The 16,760-nt window shown below is 58.8% G+C and carries 19 protein-coding genes; 11 read left to right on the top strand and 8 right to left on the bottom strand.

Annotated features, from left to right (window positions below; translation table 11 throughout):
• Positions 1–276: 276 nt before the first annotated feature.
• From HJC00_RS33190 to HJC00_RS26810, 8 genes are all read right to left on the bottom strand, one after another.
• Entirely contained in the window at positions 277–909 is a 633-nt protein-coding gene (locus tag HJC00_RS33190; protein ID WP_168301566.1) for a TniQ family protein, read from the bottom strand.
• A 152-nt stretch (positions 910–1,061) separates the two neighbouring features.
• Positions 1,062–1,928 (bottom strand): TniB family NTP-binding protein, encoded by an 867-nt coding sequence (locus tag HJC00_RS26840; RefSeq protein ID WP_259672320.1) that lies wholly within the window; start codon positions 1,926–1,928, stop codon positions 1,062–1,064.
• Between the two features lie 162 nt (positions 1,929–2,090).
• Positions 2,091–2,345: a hypothetical protein gene (locus tag HJC00_RS26835; protein WP_168301564.1), complete on the bottom strand. Its 255-nt coding sequence runs from the start codon at positions 2,343–2,345 to the stop codon at positions 2,091–2,093.
• 271 nt (positions 2,346–2,616) lie between these two features.
• On the bottom strand, positions 2,617–3,897 hold the full coding sequence (repC, locus tag HJC00_RS26830; protein WP_221164852.1) for a plasmid replication protein RepC: 1,281 nt from the start codon (positions 3,895–3,897) through the stop codon (positions 2,617–2,619).
• A 155-nt stretch (positions 3,898–4,052) separates the two neighbouring features.
• Positions 4,053–5,075: a plasmid partitioning protein RepB gene (repB, locus tag HJC00_RS26825; protein ID WP_168301562.1), complete on the bottom strand. Its 1,023-nt coding sequence runs from the start codon at positions 5,073–5,075 to the stop codon at positions 4,053–4,055.
• Complete coding sequence (gene repA, locus HJC00_RS26820) at positions 5,072–6,286, bottom strand: plasmid partitioning protein RepA (RefSeq protein ID WP_168301561.1); 1,215 nt, start codon at positions 6,284–6,286, stop codon at positions 5,072–5,074. Before repA ends, repB begins: the two co-directional genes overlap by 4 nt.
• 794 nt (positions 6,287–7,080) lie before the next feature.
• Entirely contained in the window at positions 7,081–7,269 is a 189-nt protein-coding gene (gene tnpB, locus HJC00_RS26815; protein ID WP_168301560.1) for an IS66 family insertion sequence element accessory protein TnpB, read from the bottom strand.
• Complete coding sequence (locus HJC00_RS26810) at positions 7,266–7,703, bottom strand: hypothetical protein (RefSeq protein WP_168301559.1); 438 nt, start codon at positions 7,701–7,703, stop codon at positions 7,266–7,268. The genes tnpB and HJC00_RS26810 overlap by 4 nt, the downstream gene beginning before the upstream one ends.
• Before the next feature lie 204 nt (positions 7,704–7,907).
• On the opposite strand from HJC00_RS26810, the gene HJC00_RS26805 reads away from it, so the two are divergent.
• From HJC00_RS26805 to trbH, 11 genes are read left to right on the top strand one after another with little or no spacing between them, the layout of a single operon-like run.
• Entirely contained in the window at positions 7,908–8,546 is a 639-nt protein-coding gene (locus HJC00_RS26805) for an acyl-homoserine-lactone synthase (protein WP_168301558.1), read from the top strand.
• Entirely contained in the window at positions 8,543–9,520 is a 978-nt protein-coding gene (trbB, locus tag HJC00_RS26800) for a P-type conjugative transfer ATPase TrbB (RefSeq protein ID WP_221164851.1), read from the top strand. The genes HJC00_RS26805 and trbB overlap by 4 nt, the downstream gene beginning before the upstream one ends.
• On the top strand, positions 9,510–9,893 hold the full coding sequence (locus HJC00_RS26795; protein WP_168301556.1) for a TrbC/VirB2 family protein: 384 nt from the start codon (positions 9,510–9,512) through the stop codon (positions 9,891–9,893). The genes trbB and HJC00_RS26795 overlap by 11 nt, the downstream gene beginning before the upstream one ends.
• On the top strand, positions 9,886–10,185 hold the full coding sequence (locus HJC00_RS26790) for a conjugal transfer protein TrbD (RefSeq protein ID WP_168301555.1): 300 nt from the start codon (positions 9,886–9,888) through the stop codon (positions 10,183–10,185). Before HJC00_RS26795 ends, HJC00_RS26790 begins: the two co-directional genes overlap by 8 nt.
• 10 nt (positions 10,186–10,195) lie before the next feature.
• The gene (locus HJC00_RS26785) at positions 10,196–12,646 is read left to right on the top strand and encodes a conjugal transfer protein TrbE (protein WP_210633095.1); all 2,451 of its coding nucleotides are present in this window, start codon (positions 10,196–10,198) and stop codon (positions 12,644–12,646) included.
• Entirely contained in the window at positions 12,624–13,421 is a 798-nt protein-coding gene (gene trbJ / locus HJC00_RS26780; protein ID WP_221164850.1) for a P-type conjugative transfer protein TrbJ, read from the top strand. The genes HJC00_RS26785 and trbJ overlap by 23 nt, the downstream gene beginning before the upstream one ends.
• On the top strand, positions 13,418–13,618 hold the full coding sequence (trbK, locus tag HJC00_RS26775) for an entry exclusion protein TrbK (RefSeq protein WP_221127356.1): 201 nt from the start codon (positions 13,418–13,420) through the stop codon (positions 13,616–13,618). The genes trbJ and trbK overlap by 4 nt, the downstream gene beginning before the upstream one ends.
• Positions 13,612–14,793 (top strand): P-type conjugative transfer protein TrbL, encoded by a 1,182-nt coding sequence (gene trbL / locus HJC00_RS26770; protein WP_221164849.1) that lies wholly within the window; start codon positions 13,612–13,614, stop codon positions 14,791–14,793. The genes trbK and trbL overlap by 7 nt, the downstream gene beginning before the upstream one ends.
• A gap of 20 nt (positions 14,794–14,813) precedes the next feature.
• Entirely contained in the window at positions 14,814–15,476 is a 663-nt protein-coding gene (locus HJC00_RS26765) for a conjugal transfer protein TrbF (RefSeq protein ID WP_034523051.1), read from the top strand.
• 17 nt (positions 15,477–15,493) lie between these two features.
• Positions 15,494–16,306, top strand: coding sequence for a P-type conjugative transfer protein TrbG (gene trbG / locus HJC00_RS26760; protein ID WP_087002831.1), 813 nt, complete (start codon positions 15,494–15,496; stop codon positions 16,304–16,306).
• Between the two features lie 3 nt (positions 16,307–16,309).
• On the top strand, positions 16,310–16,750 hold the full coding sequence (trbH, locus tag HJC00_RS26755; RefSeq protein WP_221127354.1) for a conjugal transfer protein TrbH: 441 nt from the start codon (positions 16,310–16,312) through the stop codon (positions 16,748–16,750).
• The last annotated feature ends 10 nt before the right edge of the window (positions 16,751–16,760 follow it).

Genomic DNA, 16,760 nt, shown 5'->3' with positions numbered 1-16,760 from the left:
CAACTTGCCGATTGCCCGGTTTCTTGCGCGCCTTGTTTTGGACGGCAGAGATTTCCAGCCTTCGCTTTCGACAATGCCGCGGGCCAACTGCCGGTACTTGGTTTCCGCACGTAGATTTAGAACTGACGCCGCCCGCGTTGGTGGAGGTACCGGATGATACTCTGGGACCGGCCCGCGCTCGAATTGCCGAAAGGCTTCGCGAACGGAGGCAGAGAGTAGAGCCTTCTTGGCGGTCTCCTGAAAGAGGAGGTCTGAAATAGCCGTAATGGTCACGGCTCACCATGCCGGTGGAAGGCTGGCCAGCGGCGCCGCGCCTGCCGTAACTGACGGCCGTTGACCATAAGGCAGCGATAAACCCAGCGCGGCGATGTATGGCATCCCTTCCGGCCGTGGCGTCCAGAGGAAGCGGCTTGCCGTCTCGGTGCATTCAAACTCCGACCCGCCCTTGCCGATGGCCTCGCCTACTAACGATACGACCTGCAGCAAGTCTGTTTGATCGCGGCGCTGGAACCGCCGCGCCCAGACGACCGCATCGCAATCACGGCAAACCAGTCTAACAACACCATCAGGCGTAGACCGAAACTGAAACAGACAGCTGCGGAAACATCCGCCGCAGTTAATCTCGAGGCCAATTCTGTGCCGGGGGCAGACCACTGCTTCGACGCATGGCCACGATTGGCGGCAGTAGTGGTCCCTCCCCTCCTCGGCATCTTCGTCCAGGCATGCCGGACAAACGCCTCGATGCGCCGCATCGCTGACGAAAGACGCTCTGCTGCGCCCGGTAGCCTTCAGAGACAGTTGCTCCAGATCGACTTGCCGCAGGCGACAGGCAAGCGCCCATAGACGCGGACTGGTCGGTCGGAATGTCGTGATTGAAGAATTGTGTGTTCGAGCCTTCCGAAAGTCCACTTATCCGGTTTCCAACCTGCCGGGGTGAGATGGTTGGAGCAATGGCTCGCCACCCGCCAACAACAGCTGAGAAGCTTATCCTCAAAGGGCCGTCGGGCAATAGCCAGCAGCCGCACCGGTCTCACTGGGTTGCATGTCGCTGCAGGCCGCCTTCAGTGCGCCGCGCCATCGGCAACCAGCGGCAGGACAAGGTTGTCACCGTCGAAGCTCTCAAAAGTGATCGTCTCCTTCCCATTTCGGACGGCTTCGACCGCAACTGTCTCGATCAGGCGAAAAATTCGCACCGTGAAGCCATCGGTCATATCCAGAACTTTGCGGCGAACCGCTGCGGTCCCAAGCTGAGATGACTGGCGCAGAGGCATTATGCTTTCGAGACTTGCGAGCAACTGCGCAAACTGCTGTGTATTTGACCACCGCTTAAGGTGAAATGCTTCAAACCTCTCCGCGAGCTGAGGATCCGTCAACAACGCCTGACGGGCGAGATCGGTACCGGCGCAGGTCAACGGGACTTTCAGATCGTTCGCCAGAAAGCGAATGACGTTGAGGAAGACCCGTTGCTGCCGATACGTCCCGGTCAGCAAGGCATGGATCTCATCGATGATCAGCATCCGAGTGCGGCAAGTGGTCTTCAGACGGAAGGTCTCGTCTCCGCTTGGACCCGGTGCGCTCATTGCATTGAGGCGTTCGCCGTATACATCGCCTTCGACGGGTTCGGCCGGCATCTGCATCGCCACGACCGGCATGCTCGTCACCCCGGTTCCACGATCGGAGATGGGCTGGTGATCGCGAAGAAACTTTCGGATGATTTTTGTCTTTCCCATGCCGATATCGCCATAGAGAAGCAGACAAGGCATTCGATCCCGCGGCGGATAGGAGAGCAGATCTTCCAGCCGCGCCAGTGCAGCCCTCGCATCGGCTGTTTCCTGCCAACGATCTGCACGGATCCAGCCGACTCGTTCTTCAATCCCCACCTCGGCATGCTGGCGATAGGCTGGCAGGAGGTGGAGATATTCCGTCATGACCATTCACCGATAACGGTGCCAAATCAAAGAAATCGATTTCGTCGGTCATCCGTCATTTCCGCCTGCTGCCGGTTGGTCGCCAGCACTAAGGCCTCCGATCTACATTTGTAGGGAGTGATGATTCCCGCCGGCCTTCGCGCTGGCCGCGCCCAGTGACGGTCAAGGGGTCCGAAGGTCACATTCGCTCGGCGACTTGCCCTTGACCGTTGCTCCAGTCCGGTTTTCCACCCGCGGAACGCATATTGCATAGGCTGCCGATACTGCCAGCACAGGCACGGCGAGCAGCTTTGTGCTGATGATGCCGGACTGAATAGCGCGAATAATGGTGATGCCGAAGATCGCCACTATCATCGTCGCCGTCTCTGCCGTCAGAGCGAGCCGCGGTGTCACCGTTCGTAAGGCGACCTCGTCCATTCGATCTCAACCGTCCGCCGGAGGGGACGGGCCTTCCCCATTCTCTGACGCCGCAATTCAGCTCTCTCACCAGTCGCATCTTGTGCTCTGCCTCGAGACGCAACTTGTTCATAGGCGCACACCGCGCATATTTAGCTCCGACAAAAATCTCTGCCCGAAAAAACAATTATCTTTCAGTACCTTATACCGGTGGTCAGTTGACCACCGAAGAAAACTAGTTTCCGCGTCATGAAAATTTTGAGTTCGGTCCCAATTCACGATGATCAAAACTCTACCCGACCTTCAACCTGCCCTCCCCGTGCGCCCGCAGAAGCGCCATCAGCATCGGGCCGATTGCGAATTCTCCCTTTTCGCTTCGCCGCGTCAGGCCGCGAAGATAGCCACCGGCCGAATTGATGTGGCCGCCGCGCTCCAGGATGCATGCCATCACGGTCGCGGCATTTTCCGGCCCCATCACATTGGCGGCCTCTTCGTATGCCGACGGACTGACGCCCAGCATCGATCGAACGATGACGGCTGCGGCCATCAGATCGCGCCAGTTGCGGATTACGCCATCCGGCCCATAGGCAAGGATTTCCGGGCAGGCCTGCAGAACGAGGCCGAGCGGGAAGGATTTCAGTCCGCCACCATCATTGCGGACCCCCGGCTGTCGACTTTGCTCTGCCTCACCCCTACCCTTCTCTGGCGTCACGCCCCCTCGATCGTTGTCTTGCTCAGCCATCGCGCCCCGCTTCGTTTCGAAGCCTGGTTCAAATTCAATAATAGATTCGGGATTTGAATTCTGTATGTGACGCTCAATATAATCGGCATTGCCGCTCCGTTTTGTTGATTTAATCCGAATTTCCAATCGGTTAAGGATATCCGCCCGCTGAACCTCCAATTCATCCAGCAGCAATTCAAGCTGCGCTACCGTCGGCGATCGCGGCAGGCCTTCGATCAGGTCCCGGAATTCGCTGTAGAGGCCTTGCCAATCCCCGGGGATCTCTTCTTCAACTGCCGCTTCGATCAATTTGGCAATGTCACGGCGGCAAAGGGTAATGCGTTCACGCAAACGCTGGACATGCAGCCGCTCAGCCATCACTGCGGCCGCAAGCTGTTCGATCTCCTCGGCACGGGCAAGCAGCGGCGCCAGCGAGAAGCCGAACGCCTCGTCGACCTCCCCTGCCCTGTCCCTGCGGACGTAACGCTTGCCGTTGGGGCTATCCTTGCGCACCAGAAGACCTGCCTCGACGAGCGCGGCAAGATGACGCCGCACAGTCTGTTCAGCCATGCCATGCGTTCTGAGCGAAAGCTGGATATTCGACGGGAAGACGATCAAACCGTTTCCCTGGGCCAGCTCATTCTTCGGATAAAAGCTCAAAAGCGCGTTGAGCACGGCAAGCGCTCGGTCGCCGATGCCAAGCAGCGGCTTTGCTGCGCACAGCGCGCGAAACAATTTCCACTTATCAACCGACTGATCCGGTTTGATCTCCCCGGCCATGACTTGGTTTGCAAGCATGCCAAGCGTCATCGACCGCCGCCCGAAGGGCGTCGTTACGTTTGTCGTGTGCATTATCTTTTACCTTTCAGCAGGCAAAGGAACTCAGCTCACCAACACGGCGCTAAAAACTCTTGACGAGGATTCGAGGAAATGCGATTCTGTTCTTGCTAGAGAGACAGAAGGGCTTCCGCGACGGCGACGTTGAGGGGGCTCTTTTCTTTTGCGGTTTACTCTCCGTGTTTCCGTTGATTCTCAACATGGTACGCTTGATACAACGCTGGCAAACGCTCGAGTACGAAGGTCGCAAAATCAGGCGTCGCCTTCCTGTCAATCGTGATTTCCAGTTTGGCCTTGCTCTGCGTCACCTGAGCAATTCTGGTGCCGTCCGGGGTGGCCATGACCTCAGGAAGTCCGCGCGCAACCCGACTCGGCTTCAGACTAGCGATCACCACCTTGAACCGTTCTGCCGATGGCAGCGCTTGAACTTCCTCCGACATCGCATATTTCGACACATCGGCCGGTGAAGGCGCTCTCTCGATCAGCTCCGCTAGCTGCTGCCAACTCGGCCGTCCAATGCCAGGAGCAGCACCAATAGCATCGATTAGTTCAGAGGGGAGGGCGTCGACGAGCAGAAGCATCTTCGACAAATTACTCTTGTCGATAGACATCGCGGCGATGACAATTTCTCTTGAAAACTGCCTGTTTAGGTGATGTGCGAAGCGCGCCTTTTCGATGAAGGTAAGATCTTCTCGCTCATTGTTTTCCTGACCCTGCGCTACGACCAATTGCTCGTCTGTCAGTTCGCGAACAACCGCCTTGACCCGGATTCCCAACTCTGAAACGGCGCGCAGCCGACGGTGGCCGAAAGCAACTTGATATCGGGCGGGCTGGTCCGGATGAGGTCGTACAAGGATGGGGACTTGCTGTCCTTGGTCGCGGATCGAAGCAAGGAGCCCGTCGATGTCCCCCGGCATACGATCCTGCACAAACGACGGCTCAATTGACGAGGCATCCAACTCTATCACTACCTGCCCTTCAGCAAGACGCCGCTCGATCTCTTCGGCACGGCTGAGACGATCGTTTTGCTCTCGCAGCGCGTTTCCAATGTTCGCTGTGAGCTTCGTTGCGGGATCGCGCTCCTTCCTTGCCACCCCGAGAAGCGGCATGGATCGATTCTTTGCGGCTCTGTAGTCTGCGGACGACGTTTCGGGCGCGTCTGTTGAGACGTCAAGGATGTGCTTCCGGCTCATGTGGGTCTACCCCATGCTTTTTTGATCAGTGTTTCGATTTCGTCGTTGACGGCATTCATCGCCTCCAACGCTCGGTCATAGGTCGAACGCGTGAACTGGCCACGCTCGATTTCAAATAGGGTCTGGTTTGTCAGACCAGCATCCGAAACCGCGGTGGTTTTAAGCATCGGGAAATTAAGGACATTTTCGCCGAAAATAGACCGCAGATAACCGACCATCTGATTTTGCGGTCCATCGCTCGGTTCGAAACGAGTTATCAAGTAGCGCATCCAATTAAACTTGAACTCTGCGCCAGCGTTCTCGATTTCGCGCAGAAGGTTTGATGTCATTGCCAGAAACTGGTTCATCGACATCACGTCCAGCATCTGAGGATGGACAGTGACTAGGATCGATGTTGCGGCAGTCAGAGCCGAAAGCGTGAGGTAACCAAGCTGGGGAGGGCAGTCGATCACCACGACGTCGTAGTTGTCTGCGATGTCTTCGATCACCTGACTGATACGACCGTAAAAGAGCGTGTCGCCTTCCTTGCGCTTCATCAGCGCACGCGGCGTGTCATGCTCGAATTCCATCAGCTCAAGATTGCCCGGGATCAGGTGGAGATCAGGGATATACGTTGCTCGGACAACCTGCTCGATAGCAACCTGCTCTTCATCGTATCTGATGGCGCCGTAAAGCGTCTGGTTCGGACCAACGTCGGTTTCCGGCTGGCTACCGAAGAGCGCGGAAAGACTCGCCTGGGGATCCAGATCTATGGCCAGGATGCGATATCCGCGCATAGCGAGATACTGTGCCAGATGCGCGGCGGTGGTGGTCTTGCCAGATCCACCTTTGAAATTCATAACAGAGATAACCTGAAGCTGTTCGCCATCTCGACGATGCGGCAGGTAACGCCGGTTCCCGCGGCCGACCTGGTCCATATGCTTCCGAATCGCATGGATATCTTCAATTGAGAACATTCGCCTGCCACCCGGGCTCATGCTAAGATTCAACTCCGGCATCTCTGACGCGGTCTGGCGCAAATAGGACTCGCCAACGCCGAGCAGCTTAGACGCCTCAGACGGCCCGAATGTTCGAATGCCCTTCTCGGAATGCGGTGGGAAGACCTTAAGATGATGTGCTTGAAGTTGGCTCGAGAGGGCATCGGCATGACGCTCCATCAAGGCTGTCAATCCTTCAACTGCAGGTGCTTCTTTTGCGGCGGCCTTCGCCATATCGATAACCCATTTGTTGCCACTGGCGGTATTTTTCGCGAAACCGGTAAAGTTCCGCCACCGGCAATAAGCGCCGATTCGAATTTTTGAGCAAGGGCTTTTAGGTTAACGAAAGGTTAACGCTTAACCCCCGGGAAACGCCAAGCCCAACAACTTTTACGTTCTTTATCTGTAAGTTAGCAAGGCTGGCATCCCGGTATGTTCATGATCTGTTTTACTGTGAATCCTACAACCGTCCCGGTCGCTTCGGTGCACAGGGAGAGCATGACCCACTGTTCGCACGATGGCGACTCCATTCCCCTTCAAGAGCTTAGCCGGTTTGTACAACATTGAGCATATGCGCTGCGTACGGGGGTCATTTGCTCCGCTCTCTGGATTGGGGTTCGCCTCACCCTTAGTCGTCGAGCGCGAAGTCTGCGAGACATAGATCGGGGGACGGCGCCCCGCGCCTGCACTGCGTGCCCAGAGTTCTTTGGCATGGCGCTGAATGCGCTCCGAAGTGGTTTCCATTTGATCCTCCGCTACCTTATAAGGTGACTCTAGCTTTTCAACCGTGACGGTTTTTCAGTCCCGTGACGGGTTTTTAGTCCATAGACGGTTTTTACATCACGTGACGATTCTACCCGCCTCTCCCGGGCGGGTCAATTGCCAAAAATCATTTCGCAAGCTACGAAGCGCCCATCCGTCGGCGCAGGCCTTTCGTGAGCCTCAATTGGCCTTGCCGAATTTGTCGCGTGGGATCGGAACGCGTTTCCAGTCCAGTCCATCGAACACCGCCAAGAACTGCGCGGATGTCAGATACAACCGTCGTGCATCCGGGCAATGGAACTCGACATCCTCATGCCGCTTGGCGACCAGGCACACCAGAAGATCAGCTTGATCCGGTCCCTTCGTTTGGCCCGGAACACGTAGATCGTGCCAGAGAATGGGTCGGCACCCATCTGGGCCTTCACCAGCTTTACCGCATCGGACTTACCGATCAAGATTGAGCCTTCAACGCCTGGATAACGGCGACAATCGTTGTGGCATCGGTGCCGGAGGCGATGCGCAGCGTGGCTCCATCAATTTGCAATTCGATAGCCGCTTCCGGAGAAGCTTTCCTTGGCGAACGTGCCCGCCGCGCCTTCTTCGGCTCTGGCTTCCCGGGCGACACGACGACCGCTGGCGCAAGCATAGGATCTTCCTCGGGCACAGAAAGTACCTCGGCTGCTTTGGGGCGAGCCGTCGCCATGTGAACAGTTGCTGCGGAGTCACCCCATGCCGCTCCACAGAGCACACCGTCCTTCTGATCGTCGCTCCATTCGCGGCGACGGCCATTGCCAGTGAACACCTCAACCCGGCGTACCGGCTCACCCTTGGATTTAAGCGTAAGCTTGGAAATCGACATATGTTTAAGCCCTCTTTCGAGGTTGAACATCGATGATCAAGCGATGATCCGGTCGGTGGGATCAGGACATGATTACTGGCATTCTCCACGGTCGACACTTGCTAATGGCTGCATTCGACAAAATAAGGAATTTGTCGAAGCGACTCACCCCCTGCAAGTTTGTAGGATTCTACAACTGCCCCTCGGTCCCGATCTATGCTGATTTCCAGCCGTCCAACAATGACGGAGAAAATCATGCAGGTCCTCGCGCTCTCAACACCCCGGACGATCCAAGAGGCGCATCTCCTACACATCCACTATCAGCTTCGTGCTCGGGTTTTTTCCGATCGCCTGGGTTGGGAAGTGGACGTAACGGCCGGCCGCGAGTCCGATCGTTTCGACGCGCTTCGGCCGACCTATGTGCTCGCCGTCGCAGAGACCGGCGAATTGGCGGGGTGCGCGAGGCTTCTCCCTTCGCTTGGTCCAACAATGGTGGCCGACGTTTTCCCGTCTCTGCTCCCCGGCGGTCAACTCAATGGGCATGCCGCGATGATCGAGAGTTCTCGCTTCTGTGTCGACACGACTCTCGCTGAGGGGAGGGGGGACGGCTCGGTCCATGAAGCGACGCTGACCATGTTCGCTGGCATCATCGAATGGTGCATGGCGAATGCGTATACTGAGATTGTTACTGTGACCGATCTTCGATTTGAGCGCATCCTCGCTCGCGTGGGATGGCAGCTTCAGCGTTTGGCCGAACCCAAGAAGATCGGCGTGACGATGGCCGTAGCCGGGACGCTGCCTGTCAATGCGGCCACGTTCCTAAGGCTCCTCCCCTCAACCTACCGCTCTGAATTCACCCCCTCTCGGCCAGGCAGCCTAAGGAGAAATCCGTGAACCAGCTTCGCTCTCACCCTCGGCTCGTCCGCAAACTTCAGGAGGCGCTCGGCGATCAGCTTTGTGTTGCCCTGGACGACGCGAACGTCGTCGAAATCATGCTCAATCCGGACGGCAAATTATTCATCGAACGGCTAGGTCACGGCGTTGCGCCCGCAGGCGAGATGTCATCCGCTGCAGCGGAGATGGTGATCGGTACAGTGGCGCACGCGCTTCAGTCAGAGGTCGACGCGGAACAGCCAATCATCTCCGGCGAGCTGCCAATCGGTGGCCACCGCTTCGAGGGACTGTTGCCTCCCGTTTTCACCAAGCCCGCCTTCACGATTCGTCGCCGGGCATCGCGCCTCATTCCACTTGAAGACTACATTCGCGCCGGCGTGATGACAGAATACCAAGCCACAACGATCCGCAGTGCCATTTCCACGAGGCTGAACATCATCATTTCCGGGGGGACAGGCTCGGGTAAGACGACGCTTGCGAACGCCGTAATCCACGAGATCGTGAAGTCCGCGCCACAGGATCGCCTCGTCATCCTTGAGGATACCGCGGAAATCCAATGCGCAGCCGAGAACGCCGTACTCCTCCATACCAGCGATACGATCGACATGGCGCGGCTCCTCAAGAGCACCATGCGGCTGCGTCCCGACCGGATCGTCGTTGGCGAAGTCCGCGACGGCGCGGCCCTGACGTTGCTCAAGGCCTGGAACACCGGTCACCCGGGCGGCGTAGCGACCATTCACTCCAACACCGCCATGTCGGCGCTGCGCCGCCTTGAACAGCTGACGGCCGAGGCAAGCCAGCAGCCGATGCACGAGGTGATCGGAGAGGCCGTCGACCTGGTGATTTCGATTGAGCGGACGCCGCGTGGGCGGCTTGTTCGCGACATCATCCAAATCGAGCAGTTCATCAACGGACGGTACGAGATCGAATCCGACCAGCTCACCGAAGAACAGGAGGCGCGCCATGTCGCGTAAGCATACCCTCATCGCCGCCGCGCTCGTGGCGACGCCCATCATTCTTGCCTCGGTCGCGCCGGCGCTCGCCAGTTCCGGCGGCAGCCTCCCATGGGAAGGGCCACTGCAGCAGATCCAGGAGTCGATAACCGGCCCGGTCGCGGGCGCGATCGCGCTTGCAGCCGTGGCCATTGCCGGCGGCATGCTCATCTTTGGCGGTGAACTGAACGATTTCGCACGGCGACTTGTGTACGTCGTTCTCGTCGCCGGCATCCTGCTCGGCGCCACCAACATCGTCGGCCTATTCGGTGCGACCGGCGCTTCGATCGGGCTGACCGAAGAGCAGGTCATCTCAATTGGTTCGAACGAAGGAGGGGAGGGGGATCATGGCTGAGTCCCTGTCGGGCCTGCGGCGTAACCGCATCCATCGCGCGCTCTCCCGCCCGAACCTACTCATGGGCGCCGACCGGGAGCTGGTGCTGATCACCGGTCTTGCAGCGGTGATCCTGATCTTCGTTGTGCTTACGGCCTACTCGGCGCTTTTCGGCGTCGTTGTCTGGGTCGTGATCGTCGGGCTGCTCAGGATGATGGCGAAGGCCGATCCGCACATGCGGCAGGTCTATATCAGGCACATTTCCTACAAGCCCTACTACAAGGCGACCACTTCGCCGTGGCGCCGGTACTGAGGAGGCGGCCATGGTAGCTCTCAAACGCTTCCGGGTGACCGGCCCATCCTTTGCCGATCTCGTTCCCTACGCCGGCCTCGTCGACAATGGTGTCCTCCTCTTGAAGGACGGAAGTCTGATGGCAGGCTGGTACTTCGCTGGCCCGGACTCCGAAAGCGCGACCGACCTCGAGCGCAACGAGCTGTCGAGGCAGATCAATGCCGTTCTGTCGCGGCTTGGAAGTGGCTGGATGATCCAGGTCGAAGCCATCCGCATTCCGACGGTCGACTATCCATCGGAAGATCGATGCCATTTCCCGGACCCGGTGACCCGCGCGATCGATGCCGAGCGCCGATCGCATTTCGCGCGCGAGCAGGGGCATTTCGAGAGCAAGCATGCGCTGATCCTGACCAACAGGCCGCTCGAGTCCAAGAAGACTGCTCTCAGCAAATACATCTATTCGGATGAGCAAAGCCGGAAGAAATCCTACGCGGACACGGTGCTCTTCGTGTTCAAGAATGCGGTGCGCGAGCTTGAGCAGTATTTTGCAAACACTCTTTCGATCCGGCGAATGGAGACCCGCGAAACGGTCGAAAGGGGAGGGGAGCGAATTGCCAGATATGACGAGCTGCTCCAGTTCGCCCGATTCTGCACCACCGGGGAAAGCCATCCTATCCGGCTTCCCGATGTTCCGATGTATCTCGACTGGATCGCCACCGCGGAGCTTGAACACGGACTGACGCCAAAGGTCGAAAACCGTTTCCTCGGCGTCGTTGCGATCGACGGTCTACCGGCCGAAAGCTGGCCGGGCATTCTGAACAGCCTTGACCTGATGCCGCTGACCTATCGGTGGTCATCGCGCTTCATCTTCCTTGATGCCGAGGAAGCCCGACAGAAGCTCGAACGGACGCGGAAGAAATGGCAGCAGAAGGTCCGGCCGTTCTTCGACCAGATATTCCAGACACAAAGTCGATCCGTCGACCAAGACGCGATGACTATGGTGGCCGAGACCGAAGATGCCATCGCGCAGGCCTCATCGCAGCTGGTTGCCTATGGCTATTACACACCGGTCGTCGTGTTGTTCGACAGCGATCGCGAGGCACTCCAGGAGAAGGCCGAAGCGATCCGGCGATTGATCCAGGCGGAAGGTTTCGGGGCGCGCATCGAAACGCTAAACGCCACCGATGCTTACCTCGGCAGCTTGCCCGGCAACTGGTATTGCAACATCCGTGAGCCGCTGATCAACACCAGCAATCTCGCCGACTTGATTCCGCTGAACTCTGTCTGGTCCGGAAACCCGGTCGCGCCATGCCCCTTTTACCCGCCGAACTCCCCGCCCTTGATGCAGGTTGCGAGCGGCTCGACAGCGTTTCGTCTGAACCTGCATGTCGATGATGTCGGCCACACGCTGATCTTCGGCCCAACCGGCTCAGGCAAGTCGACGCTTCTGGCTCTGATCGCCGCGCAGTTTCGCCGATACGAAAATGCGCAGATCTTCGCCTTTGACAAAGGCAGTTCACTTCTCCCCCTGACGCTCGCAGCCGGCGGCGATCACTATGAGATCGGCGACGACAATGTGGAAGAGGGGAGGGCATTGGCCTTCTGCCCACTCTCCGAACTCAAAAGTGATGCCGACCGGGCTTGGGCGACGGAATGGATCGAGATGCTGGTCGGCCTGCAGGGCGTCACCATCACCCCCGATCATCGTAACGCCATCTCTCGGCAGGTCGCACTGATGGCGAGCGCCTCCGGTCGCTCGCTCTCGGATTTCGTCAGCGGCGTGCAGCTGCGCGAGATCAAGGACGCACTGCATCACTACACCGTCGACGGCCCGATGGGGCAGCTTCTCGATGCGGAAGAGGACGGCCTCACGCTCGGCGCCCTCCAGACCTTCGAGATCGAGCAACTAATGAATATGGGCGAGCGCAATCTCGTGCCAGTGCTGACCTACCTGTTCCGCCGGATCGAGAAGCGTTTGGATGGGTCGCCAAGTCTGATCGTCCTCGACGAGGCGTGGCTCATGCTCAGCCACCCTGTGTTCCGCGACAAGATACGCGAGTGGCTTAAGGTGCTGCGCAAGGCAAATTGCGCCGTCGTTCTTGCGACCCAATCGATCTCGGATGCCGAACGATCCGGGATTATCGACGTGCTGAAGGAATCCTGCCCGACCAAGATTTGCCTTCCGAATGGCGCCGCTCGTGAGTCGGGCACGCGAGAATTCTATGAGCGAATAGGGTTAAACGAGCGTCAGATCGAGATCGTCTCGAGCTCGATCCCCAAGCGCGAATACTACGTCGCTACCCCCGACGGCCGGCGGCTCTTCGACATGTCGCTTGGGCCAATCGCACTGAGCTTTGTCGGCGCGTCGGGCAAAGAGGACCTCAAGCGCATCCGCGCACTGAAATCCGAACATGGCCACGAATGGCCGATCCACTGGCTTGAAACGAGAGGAGTTCACGATGCCGCATCGCTACTCAAGTAGATGGCTCGTCTGCTTAACAGCCGCCGCTCTCACGATTGGAGGCTCAGGCACGGTGCAAGCTGGGACAGCCACCGGCGCTGCGACCGAATGGACGCAGCTCGCCAACAATGCGCAGCTTGTCGATCTCATGAAAAGCTCCGGCATCCAGGTCGACAATCAGCTGACGCAGATCAGCCAGCTTGCAGAGCAGATCCAGAACCAGCTGAAGATCTACGAGAACATGTTGCAAAACACCGCGCAGCTTCCTGATCATATCTGGGGGCAGGTCGAAAGCGATCTCAACCAGCTGCGCAGTATCGTCGACCAGGGACAGGGCATCGCCTTTTCCATGGGCAATGCGGACGACGTTCTTCAGCAGCGCTTTCAGAGCTACGCCGATCTCAAGACGAATTTGCCGAGCAACGCAACCTTCTCCTCGACTTACCAGTCCTGGTCGGACACCAACCGTGACACGATCACCAGCTCGCTGAAGGCCGCGAGCCTGACGGCCGACCAGTTCGACAGCGAGGAAGACACGATGTCCTCATTGCGGTCGATGTCCGAGACGGCTGACGGGCAGATGAAGGCTTTGCAGGTCGGGCACGAGATCGCCGCTCAGCAAGTCGCGCAAATGCAGAAGCTTCGCGGCCTCGTCTCCCAACAGATGACAATGATGGGAACATGGCTTCAGACGGAACAGACCGACAAGGACCTGGCGCAGACGCGGCGGGAAAAGTTCTTCAACGCCGAGGTCAAGAGCGTTCCGGAGGGCCAGAAAATGGAGCCGCGCTGGTGAGCCGCCCCGTCCTGATTGCCTTGCTGTTGGCTGTCGCCGCTGCATCGTCTGCAATGACAGTGCTGATCATCAATTCCCGAAACACAGGAATACCTGCGCTCACCGAGGAGCAGCGCGCCGTCCGGGAAAAAGTCTTCGGCTCCGACAAGGAGCTGCCGCCGATCAAGGAAGGCCAGGAGATGCGCCCGAGATGGTAAAGGTGACTGTTGCGCGTTCTTTCTTGATTACAGGTCTCTTTTCCCTCGCCTATGCTGTTCCCGCATTCGCCCAGGAGGGACAGGTCCTCACGGAACTGGAAAACCAGGTCTCGTCTGCTGCGAGGGGGTGGGAGACCACCATCATGGAGGCGGCGAAATCCCTATTCTGGATTCTCGCAACGATCGAGATCGGCATTGCGGCCGTCTGGCTGGCGATCCAGTCAGCCTCGCTGGACAGCTGGTTCGCCGAACTGGTGCGGCGGATTATGTTCATCGGGTTCTTCGCATTCGTTCTGACCCAAGGTCCGACCTTTGCGCGAGCGGTGGTTGACAGTCTTTTCCAGATTGGCGCCGGCGCTGGTTCAGCGTCGCCCGCGGAGGTGTTCGATGCAGGCATCCGCGTCGCCTCGCAGATGTCGGAGCAGGCACAGTTTGGGGTGTTCGAAGACAATGCGCTTGCGATCGCGGCGGTGCTGGCGATGGGCATCGTCGTTATCTGCTTCTCGCTTGTCGCAGCGATCTTCGTGTCGGTCATGGTCGAGATGTATGTCGGCCTGCTCGCCGGCATGATCATGCTCGGGCTGGGTGGCTCGTCCTTCACGAAAGACTTTGCTGGTCGCTACCTCGTCTATGCCTTCGGCGTCGGCATGAAGCTCATGGCCTTGGTGATGATCGCCAAGATCGGATCGAACGTCCTGCTTGGCCTTGCGCAAGCTCCGACTGCCTCATCGGACCAGTTCGTTACGACCTTGGCGATCGCCGGTATTTCCGTCGTAGTCTTCATCATCGCCATGTATGTCCCGAACATCATCCAGGGCGTTGTTCAGGGCGCATCGGTGTCCGGTGGCATGGAGGCAATCCGGCACGGCGGGCAGGCGGCGTCTTTCGCCGCAGGCGCTGGCTTCCTCGCCGCCGGCGCCGCCGGCGCAGGCTTTGCGGCCGCGCAAGCCGCACGAGCTGCTGGTTCATCCGTTGCAGGTGCCGCTCTTCGCGGCATGGGCGCGAGCTTCAGTTCCGGCGCGCAAGCAGCCGGATCCGCCGCGAAGGAAAAGGCAATCGGCTCTCCGGGCGCTTATGCCGGGTCCATTCTCGGACTGGCCAATGCGAAGCTCGATGAACAGCGCGGCGGTCATAGCGGACCGAAGCCTCCTCCCGAACGCAACGACAAACCGTAATCGAGACAAGGGAAGAATAAATGGCAGCGAACCGCGCCCCGGAAAACCCATACCTTGCCGCCCGCCAGGAATGGAGCGAACGCTATGGTTCCTATGTGAAGGCAGCCGCCGCATGGCGGATTGTTGGTGTCCTCGGTCTGGTAATGGCCGTCATCGGCTTCAGCTACGCGATGTATCTCAGCACGCAAGTAAGGCTCGTGCCTTACATCGTCGAGGTCGACAAGCTCGGAACTGCGGTCACCGCAGGCTTCCCCGAGCAGATCGAGTATGCCGATGTCCGCGTGGTGCGCGCCACACTCGGCAACTTCGTCACGAGCTTTCGCTCGATCACGCCGGATGCGGTGGTGCAGAAGCAATATATCGACCGCACCTACGCTCTTCTTCGCACCTCCGATCCGTCGACGGAGAAGGTCAACGCCTGGTTCCGAGGCAATTCTCCGTTCGAGAAGGCAAAGTCCTCGACCGTTGCCATCGAGGTCAACAACATCGTGGCGCTCTCGAACCAGACCTATCAGATCGACTGGACGGAATACGAGCGGGACCGCAAGGGCAAGGAAACCGGCACGCGGCGGTTCCGCGGGATCGCAACGGTGACACTCACCGCGCCACAGGATGAGGCGACGATCCGCCTCAATCCGATCGGCCTCTACGTCCGGGATTTCGACTGGACGGCACAGCTTTAAGGGTAGGGATTCTTTCAATGAAAAAAACGGGATTGATCGCGGCCGCCGGCTGCATGGCCGGACTCTTGCTTGCGGCGGGCGCGCAGGCGCAAAGTATGACGAGCAACGAGGTGAAAGGAACAAATCTTTCCAAAAAGTGGCGCGGCACGCCGGGATTGGTGACGACGGGACCGGACGGAAAGGTGATCTTCCTGTTCGGCGAAACGCAACCTTCCGTCGTCTGCTCGCCGCTGCAGGTCTGCGACATCGAACTTCAGGGTGGCGAGATCGTTCGCGATGTTATGGTCGGCGACACCGTGCGCTGGAAGGTAGAGCCGGCCACTTCGGGGGCCACAGGCGGACAGGCGATCCATCTCATCGTCAAACCGTCGGAGCCAGGCCTTCTCACCTCAATGGTCGTGACGACATCGCGGCGCACCTATCACATCCAGCTCAAGTCCCATCCGAGCCAATACATGGCGCGCGTTGGTTTCGAATATCCGGAAGACGTGTCCACCAAGCTCGCCGACATCAACACCCGTCTCGAAACGGGCGGCATTCCGGGCACCGCGCCGGACAAGCTGAACTTCTCCTATTCAATCAGCGGCGGTGCTTCGTGGAAACCGAAGCGGGTCTATTCGGACGGGGTGAAGACCTACATCCAGTTCCCGAAGTCGATCTCCGGCCAGGATGCGCCTGTGCTTTTCGTCGTCTCCGGCGGTCAAAATCGCATCGTCAATTATCGAATGAAGAACGACATGATGACCGTCGACTATGCGATCGACAAGGCGATCCTCGTTTCCGGTGTCGGTTGGCGGCAGCAGAAGATCACCATCCGGCGGGGAGGCTGAACCATGCGCAAGCTTCTCACATATTTCGTCGTGGGCGCGCTGCTCTCCGGTTGCCAAACGGCGGACGACGCACTGACCACCAGTTCCACACCTGTGGCCGTCACCGGACCGGCTGCAAGCGCCATCGCCGGCGACATGGCAAGTCGTCTGGCCGAACAGATCGGCCCGGCCGGTGGTACGACCACGATCAAAATGGAGACGGACGCATCGGAGTTCGCATCCGCCCTCGAGGCGGCCCTGAAGGGGCGGGGTTATACGGTCGTCAGGGACGGCAAAGTTGCCAAAGACATCAAGCCGGTCGAGCTTGCCTATGCAATTGAGGGATTCGACGGGCAGCTGCTCGCGCGGGTTTCGACGCCTTCGATCGCTCTCGGACGTGCTTATACACCAACGGCGGCAGGCGCCACGCCGGCTAGTCCGCTTTCGATCATGCAGCGTAACTGACGGAGAGCAA

This window comes from Rhizobium sp. NLR22b, assembly GCF_019685295.1.
GTDB lineage: Bacteria > Pseudomonadota > Alphaproteobacteria > Rhizobiales > Rhizobiaceae > Rhizobium.
The sequence above is the reverse complement of the archived record's forward strand: the minus strand, read 5'-3'. Positions and strand labels throughout refer to the sequence as shown.